7 protein-coding genes and 1 pseudogene are annotated in these 7,693 nt (G+C 72.4%); 5 read left to right on the top strand and 3 right to left on the bottom strand.

What is annotated here, in order from left to right:
- Nucleotides 1-42: 42 nt before the first annotated feature.
- Nucleotides 43-1,170, bottom strand: coding sequence for a hypothetical protein (locus tag AB0J68_RS22290; RefSeq protein ID WP_363940344.1), 1,128 nt, complete (start codon nucleotides 1,168-1,170; stop codon nucleotides 43-45).
- Between the two features lie 11 nt (nucleotides 1,171-1,181).
- The gene (locus AB0J68_RS22295; protein ID WP_354856988.1) at nucleotides 1,182-1,781 is read right to left on the bottom strand and encodes a hypothetical protein; all 600 of its coding nucleotides are present in this window, start codon (nucleotides 1,779-1,781) and stop codon (nucleotides 1,182-1,184) included.
- Between the two features lie 232 nt (nucleotides 1,782-2,013).
- Here AB0J68_RS22295 and AB0J68_RS22300 point away from each other — a divergent pair, with 232 nt between their 5' ends.
- The 5 genes from AB0J68_RS22300 (at nucleotide 2,014) to AB0J68_RS22320 (ending at nucleotide 7,600) form a co-directional block, all read left to right on the top strand.
- Complete coding sequence (locus tag AB0J68_RS22300; RefSeq protein WP_363940346.1) at nucleotides 2,014-3,504, top strand: catalase; 1,491 nt, start codon at nucleotides 2,014-2,016, stop codon at nucleotides 3,502-3,504.
- A 243-nt stretch (nucleotides 3,505-3,747) separates the two neighbouring features.
- A complete protein-coding gene (locus tag AB0J68_RS22305; RefSeq protein WP_363940347.1) occupies nucleotides 3,748-6,216 on the top strand; it encodes a nitrate- and nitrite sensing domain-containing protein in 2,469 nt (822 codons plus the stop codon).
- Nucleotides 6,216-6,638 (top strand): roadblock/LC7 domain-containing protein, encoded by a 423-nt coding sequence (locus tag AB0J68_RS22310; protein ID WP_354856994.1) that lies wholly within the window; start codon nucleotides 6,216-6,218, stop codon nucleotides 6,636-6,638. The genes AB0J68_RS22305 and AB0J68_RS22310 overlap by 1 nt, the downstream gene beginning before the upstream one ends.
- Nucleotides 6,628-7,017 carry a DUF742 domain-containing protein gene (locus tag AB0J68_RS22315; protein ID WP_354856996.1) on the top strand — a complete coding sequence of 130 codons (390 nt, stop codon included), beginning with the start codon at nucleotides 6,628-6,630 and terminating at the stop codon, nucleotides 7,015-7,017. Before AB0J68_RS22310 ends, AB0J68_RS22315 begins: the two co-directional genes overlap by 11 nt.
- Entirely contained in the window at nucleotides 6,998-7,600 is a 603-nt protein-coding gene (locus AB0J68_RS22320; RefSeq protein WP_234582070.1) for an ATP/GTP-binding protein, read from the top strand. Before AB0J68_RS22315 ends, AB0J68_RS22320 begins: the two co-directional genes overlap by 20 nt.
- Here AB0J68_RS22320 and AB0J68_RS22325 read toward each other — a convergent pair.
- Nucleotides 7,599-7,693, bottom strand: a pseudogene (locus tag AB0J68_RS22325) (ATP-binding protein); the annotation flags it as partial. The gene AB0J68_RS22320 and the pseudogene AB0J68_RS22325 overlap by 2 nt on opposite strands.

Here is a 7,693-nt window from a genome sequence, read left to right on the forward strand (position 1 = left end):
GCTCCGGCCTGCCGGCCGGGGCGCCCCGTCGATCGATACGCCTCAGCGACCCAGTACGCGGTCCAGGAAGTCCCGGTAGTTGCGGACGGCCATCCGCAGCTGCTCGGTGTCCGCCGAGCCGGCGTCCTGCCACCCGCCCAGGGTGTTCTTCTGCGCGGCCAGTGCCGAGGCGAGAGCCTGGATGGCCTCCTCCACGAGGGCTTGCGCCTCACCGGCCGCGGCGTGCGGATCGTCGACGAAACGCAGCTGCACGTCCCGCCAGCGGTCCCGGAATCCCTGTGCGGTGTCCCCGTCGAGGAGCGTGGCCGGTTCGGCGGCGACTGTCGAACCGGCGGGCCGCGACGTCCCGGCGGATTCCAGGGAGGCGCCGGCCGCCCCGGTGGTGACCGGTTCGGCGTCGGCGTCCGGGTCGACCATCTCCGGAGACGCGCTGCCGTAGCCGGCCGCGCCCGCGGTCGCCGCGTCGGGATCGCCGGCCCAGTCGGTCAGGTCGCCGCGCCGCTCGGGCGCACCGTCCGTGCTGTCCGCGGCGACGACGGTGCCCGCGGAGGTCTCGGTGTCCGCGCGCCGGCCGTCGCCGTTCAGGTCGGCGTCCTCGTCGGTCGCCGGTGCGGCGTCCCGGTCGGTCTCCGGAACGCCGTCACGGCGGTGCAGTTCGGCGGTGGGGTCGGCGCGCAGACCCTCCCGCTCGCCGTCCTCGGCGCCGTCGCCCGGCTGGGCGGTCCGCTCGGCCCGCGGATCCGGCTGGTCCTGCGGGTTCGGGCTCGCCAGTGCGGACGCCGCCACCGCGTCGGCCACCGTGGTGGCGCCGAAGGCGGTCGGGAGCGGCCCCGGCTCGTGGAAGCCACCCTCGTCGTCGGGCCGGTTCCGGCGGTCGGTGTCGTCGGCCCGGTCGTCGTCGGCCCACTCGTCGTCGGTCCGGTCGTCGTCGGCCCGGTCCTGGAACGCTCCCGGGTCGGTGCCGTTGGCCCGCTCGTGGTCGGTGGCCGGGTCGTGGTCAGTCGCCCGCTCGTCGTCGGTGGTCGGATCGTCGAAGGTGCCCCGGTCGTCCAGGGCGTCCTCGGGTACGTCCGAGCGGGCGGCCCGGTCGCCGGTCGGCGGCACCGGCACCGGTGCGGACCGGACAGCCTCCGGATGGTCGTTGCTCACCTGCTGCTCTTCGTGGCGCATCGGTGGCCTCCTCAGCGGCTCGTGGCGTCGTGCGGAGTGTCCGGGTGGGAACCCTGTTCGGTCGTGCGCTGACCGACCGGCTCCTCGCCGAGCAGGTCGGCGAAGAGAGCCCGGTAGTGCACGACCGCCTGGCGCAGCTCCTCGGTGCTCGCCTCGCCCCGGGAGTTGCGGAGGTGGATCTCGTGCGCGTCCCGGTAGTTGGTCAGCGTGCGGGCGTGCTCGACGGAGAGGTGGGCGATCTGGTCGGAGAAGTCCCCGGTCGGATAGCCCTGCTCCTCGATGAGCCGGGTGACCAGTTCGTCCGCGTCCCCCACGGTCTCGCCCGGCGAGTCGATGAAGCGGATCTGGAGCTCTTCCCAGGCGGCGGCGTAACGGGCCCGCGACTCCGGGCTGAGCGGGGTGAGCGTGAGCTCGGCGTGCCGGCGTTCCCGGTCGCGCAGCTCGCGCTCCGCGGCGGACCGGCTGTCCTGCTCCTGCACCACCCGGTCGTACTCCGGCCCGAACCGGCTGCGCAGCGCGCGGCGACGGCCGATCGTCCGGACGGCCACGGCGAGCGCCGCGACGATCACCAGCACGACGAGCACGATGACGATTATCTGCGTGGGCGACATGGGCTCCTCCTTCGTCACCTGGTATTCCCTCCGCGTACTGATCGCCAATCCCGATCCGAGGCACTTTCCTCACCGGTCCTGGTCGGGTGTCGCCACAATTCGAGGCGAAAATTTGACTCATTCCAGATAACGCGCTTGGGTGGGTGGTGTCCGCCGTACGCCCCGCGAGCGACCCGGCCCGGCCACCCCGGGACCGGTCAGGCCCGCCGCACCACGCATCCGGAGGAGACCGATGAGCGACCCGCAGGCCGACAGGCCGACCCTCACCACCCGCCAGGGTCACCCCGTGCACAACAACCAGCAGCAACGGACGGTCGGCTCACGCGGGCCAGCCACGCTGGAGAACTACCACTTCCTGGAGAAGATCAGCCACTTCGACCGGGAGCGCATCCCGGAGCGGGTGGTGCACGCGCGCGGCTTCGTCGCGCACGGTGAGTTCGAGGCGTACGGGACGATCGGCGACGTGCCGGCGGCCACGTACACCCGGGCCAAACTGTTCCAGACCAGGGGCGCGAAGACCCCGGTCACCATCCGCTTCTCCACCGTCATCGGTGGCCGGGACTCCTCCGAGGCCGCCCGCGACCCGCGCGGCTTCGCGGTCAAGTTCCGCACCCAGGACGGCAACTGGGACCTGGTCGGCAACAACCTCCAGGTCTTCTTCATCCGCGACGCGATCAAGTTCCCCGACGTGATCCACTCGCTGAAGCCCGACCCGGTGACCTTCCGCCAGGAGCCGAACCGCATCTTCGACTTCATGTCCAATACACCCGAGTCGATGCACATGCTGACCTGGCTCTTCTCCCCGTACGGCATCCCGCGGAACTACCGCACCATGCGCGGGTCCGGCGTGAACACCTACCGTTTCGTGAACGCCCAGGGCGAGGGCGCGCTGGTCAAGTTCCACTGGCTGACCCAGCAGGGCGAGCACAACCTGACCCAGGCCGAGGCGGATGCGATTCAGGCCACCGAGCTGGGCCACGCCTCGAAGGACCTGTACGAGGCGATCGAGCGCGGTGAGTACCCGCAGTGGGAGCTCAACGTGCAGATCATGAGCGACGACGAGCATCCCGAGCTGGACTTCGACCCGCTCGACGACACCAAGATCTGGCCGGAGGAGCAGTTCCCCTACCTGCCGGTCGGCATGATGACGCTCAACCGCAACATCACCGACCACCACAACGAGAACGAGCAGATCGCCTTCGGCACCGGCGTGCTGGTCGACGGGATCGACTTCTCCGACGACAAGATGCTCGTCGGGCGGACCTTCTCCTACTCGGACACCCAGCGCTACCGGGTCGGCCCGAACTATCTCCAACTCCCGGTGAACCGGCCGCGCGAGGACGTCCAGGTCAGCACCAACCAGGGCGGCGGCCAGATGTCGTACGGGGTGGACAACCGCGGTGGCAACCCGCACATCAACTTCGAGCCGTCCTCGGTGGCCGGTCTCCAGGAGGCCGACGAGTCCTACCGGGAGTACCGGCCCTTCGTCTCCGGGCACGTCATGAAGGCCCCGATCGAGCGGCAGGACAACTACGCGCAGGCCGGCCGGCGCTTCCGCGAGATGACGGACGCCGAGCGCGACGACCTGGTGCACAACCTGACCACGCTGCTGGCCCAGTGTGACAAGCACATCCAGGAGAAGATGGTCTGGCACTTCAGCCAGTGCGACGCGAGCTACGGCCGCCGCGTCGCCGAAGGGCTCGGCATCGCCGACCACGTCTGATCCGTACCGCGCCGGCACGAGCGCCCCACCCGTCACCGGTGGGGCGCTCGTCGTGCCGGGGCGCAGGCGCATTCCGCAGCGTCGATGTCGGCGCGACAGGCGGTAGTGCAACCGGGCGCGATTACGTATCCTGCCCAAGGCGCCCGCGCCGGTGCCCGGCCTGACGGCCGGGTGCGCGACCGGCGAGCGCGTTGCCCGGCGGTGCCGGCGCCCCTCCTGCCACCCCTGTACGGGCGAGGTCTGATGAGAACCCGCGACTGGCCGATCCGCTCGAAGCTGACCGCGTTGGTCGTCGCCCCGGTGACCGCGCTCCTCGCGCTGTGGATCTTCGCGACGACGTTGACGTTCGGCCCCGCCCTGAACCTGCTCTCCGCGCGCACTTTGCTGTACGACCTGGGCCGCCCCGGCGAGGTGGTCGTCACCGAGCTGCAACGCGAGCGTCGACTGTCGGTGGTGCAGCTCGCCGGCACCACCGAGCTGCCCGCCCTGGCCGAGCAGCGCCAGCGTACGGATCGGGCGGTCGCCGAGCTGCGTCGCCGGGTCGACGGGGAGGAGTTGCGCGACGCCGCCGACGATTTGTTGGAGGACCGGGTCGACCGGCTGGTCACCGCCCTGGCGGCGTTGCCGACCGGACGGGACTTCATCGACGACGGCATGATGGACCGCGCCGGGGCCCTCGGCCTCTACAGCGGCATGGTCTCGGCAGCCTTCCAGGCGTTCTCCGCGATGGCGAATCTGAACGATCCGGCCATCAACCGACAGGCGCTGGCCCTCACCACGCTGGGCCGTTCCCGGGAGCTGCTCGGCCAGACCGACGCCATGCTGGCCGGTGTGCTGACCGCCGGGAAGTTCGCCGAGGGGGAGCACGCCCTGCTCGTGCAGGCCATCGGCAACCAGCGGTGGCTCATTGAGAGCGCGGTGGCCGACCTGCCCGAGGCCGGGCGCACCGCGTACCAGCGACTGACCGAGAGCCCGGCGTTCACCAGCCTGCGCGCGATGCAGGACGCGTTGATCGGGGCCAACGGGTCCGGTCGGCCACCGGTGGACGCGGCGTCGTGGCAGACCAGCCACGACGAGGTACAGCAGCAGTTGCGCGACTTCGAGCTGGCCGAGGCCGACGGGCTCACCGACCGTTCGGTGCCGATGGCCGTCGGGATCCTGGTCCGGCTGGCCGCCGCCGGTGTGCTCGGGCTCGCCGCCGTGGTGGTCTCGGTGCTTGTGGCGCTGCGGGTCGGCCGCACGTTGGTCCGGCGACTCAGCGGGGTCCGTACCGCCGCCCTGGAGCTGGCCGAGCACCGGCTGCCGGACGTGGTGACCCGACTGCGCCGCGGCGAGCAGGTCGACGTCGCCCGGGAGGCGCCACCCCTGGAGTACGGCAACGACGAGATCGGCGAGGTCGGGCGGGCCTTCACCGAGGTGCAGCGCACCGCCGTCCAGGCCGCCGTGGACGAGGTCACCCTGCGCCGAGGGCTCAACGAGGTGTTCCTCAACATCGCCCGGCGCAGCCAGGGCCTGGTGCACCGGCAGCTGCACCTGCTGGACCGGATGGAGCGTCGCGCCGAGGACCCGGACGAGCTGGCCCAACTGTTCCAGGTGGACCACCTGGCCACCCGGCTCCGCCGGCACGCCGAGGACCTGGTCATTCTCGCCGGTTCCGCGCCGGGCCGAGGGTGGCGCAACCCGGTCGCGATGGTCGACCTGGTGCGTGGGGCGATCAGCGAGGTCGAGGCGTACGACCGGGTGGACATCACCAGCGTGCAGCCCGTCGGCGTGCTGGGTCGGGCGGTCGGCGACATCATCCACCTGCTCGCCGAGCTGGTCGAGAACGCCACCGCCTTCTCCCCGCCGGACACCCGGGTGACCATCAGCGGGGAGCAGGTCGCCAACGGGTACGTCCTGGAGGTCACCGACCAGGGGCTGGGAATGTCCGCCGCCGCGCTGGAGAGCGCCAACACCCGGCTGGCCAGCTCACCCGAGTTCGACCCGGCGCAGAGTGCCCGACTCGGCCTGTTCGTGGTGGCCCGGCTGGCGGCCCGGCACGCCGTCCGCGTACGGCTGCGGCCCTCCGAGGCGGGCGGCGTCACCGCCGTGGTGCTGGTCCCCACCGACCTGGTCACCACCGAGCCGCCGGCCGGCCCCGACCCCGCCACGCTGGCCGCCACCGCGGGCGACCGGCGCCTGGCCCGACCTGTGCGCCGAGGCGCGGTGCCCCGGCCCCGCGCCGGCCGTACCAGCCCAGCCGTGGCCGCGACCGCCACCGATGACCTGCCCACTCTCGCCCTACCCACGGGCCCGACGCCCGACCGCCCGTCCGCCGACGGACCGGGCGCCGGTGGGGCGGGCACGGACGCGCCGGGCGCCAACGGCGAGTCGTCCTCCGACGGGACGACTGACGACCTGGAGGGGCTGCCCCGCCGGGTGCGACGGCGTACCCCCACCGCCCTGCCCCGGTCCACCGTCACCGACGCGCCGACGCCACGTTCGCCGGAGGAGGTACGCCGGGTGATGGCGGCTCTCCAGGCCGGCACCGCACGCGGCCGGGCCACCGTCGTCGCCCCGGGCTCGGCCGCTCGGCGCGGTGCGCCCGGCACGACCGCTCCGGCGAACCGCGCGGGCACGACTCCGGCTGTGGCAGGCCCAGCTGTGGCAGGCCCGGCTGTGGCGCCTCCGACGGCCTCCGAACCTCCGACCGCGACTGAGAGGGACGCCTAGTGCGGCAAACGACGAAGCAGAGCGCCAGCCTCGACTGGTTGCTCGACGAGTTGGTGCAACGGGTACCGGCCGCCCGGGAGGCGGTGGTGCTCTCCGCCGACGGGCTGCTGCTCGGCGCCTCGGCCGAGCTGGAGCGCTCCGACGCCGAGCACCTCTGCGCGCTCGCCGCCGGCTTCTCCAGCCTGGCCCGGGGCGCGAGCCGGCACGTGGACGGCGGTCCGGTCCGGCAGACGGTGGTGGAGATGGAGTCGGCGTACCTCTTCGTCACCGCCGCCGGGCAGGGTGCCTGCCTGGCCGTGGTGAGCGACGCCGACGCGGACATCGGCCTGGTCGCGTACGAGATGGCGATGCTGGTCATTCGCGTGGGGGAGAACCTCACCGCCGCCGCCCGACCGGTGACGGATGCCGGTGATGCGGGCTGAGCCGCCCGGCCCCCAGCACGAGTGGCTGGACGGCGACGCGGGCCCGGTGGTCCGCCCGTACACGCTCACCGGCGGCCGGGTGCGCTCGGCCGCCGACGGGTTCGACCTGGTCGCGTTCGTGCTGGCCGGCTCGGACCTCGACCTGGCGGCTCACCCGCAGCTGCCGCCGGAGCACCGGCGGCTGGTCACGTTGGCAGGTCGCCCGGTGTCGGTGGCCGAGCTGGCGGCCGAGCTGGACCTCGCGGTCGGCGTGATCCGGGTGCTGCTCGGTGACCTCCTCGCTCAGGGGCTGGTCGCGGTGCACGAGCCGCCGGCCGGCAGCGACCTTCCCGACGACGACATCCTCAAGGCGGTGGTCAGTGGACTCCGTGCGCTATGACCAGGCGGGCACCTCGGTCACCGTCCCGCTGGCACTGAAGATCCTCATCGCCGGGGGCTTCGGTGCCGGCAAGACGACGCTGGTGAGCGCGTTGAGCGAGGTTCGACCGTTGCAGACCGAGGAGGTGCTGACCGACGCCGGCGTGGGCACCGACGACATCTCCGGGGTGGAGGGCAAGTCGACCACCACGGTGGCGATGGACTTCGGCCGGATCACCATCAACGACGACCTTCAGGTGTACCTGTTCGGCACCCCCGGCCAGGACCGGTTCTGGTTCCTCTGGGACGAGTTGGCCTTCGGCGCCCTCGGCGCGGTGGTGCTCGCCGACACGCGGCGGCTGGCCGACTGCTTCCCCTCGATCGACTACTTCGAGCAGCGTGGCATCCCGTTCGTGGTGGGCGTGAACTGCTTCGAGGACACCCGTCGGTTCGAGCTGGAGACCGTACGCCGGGCGCTCGACCTGGATCCGGACGTGCCGATGGTGCTCTGCGACGCCCGGGACCGGCAGTCCGGCAAGCTGGTGTTGATCTCCCTGGTCGAGCACGTGGCCCGGCAGCGCGGTGAGCCGGTGCCGGCCGCCTGACCCGGGAGATCAACACCAGCTTGCCGGACTGCCGGTCCCGGGCGTCGCAGAGCACCATCGGCACGTCCGGATCCAGGTCGAGCGCCCGGCGTA

This window comes from Micromonospora sp. NPDC049580, from assembly GCF_040675595.1.
Classification (GTDB): domain Bacteria; phylum Actinomycetota; class Actinomycetes; order Mycobacteriales; family Micromonosporaceae; genus Micromonospora.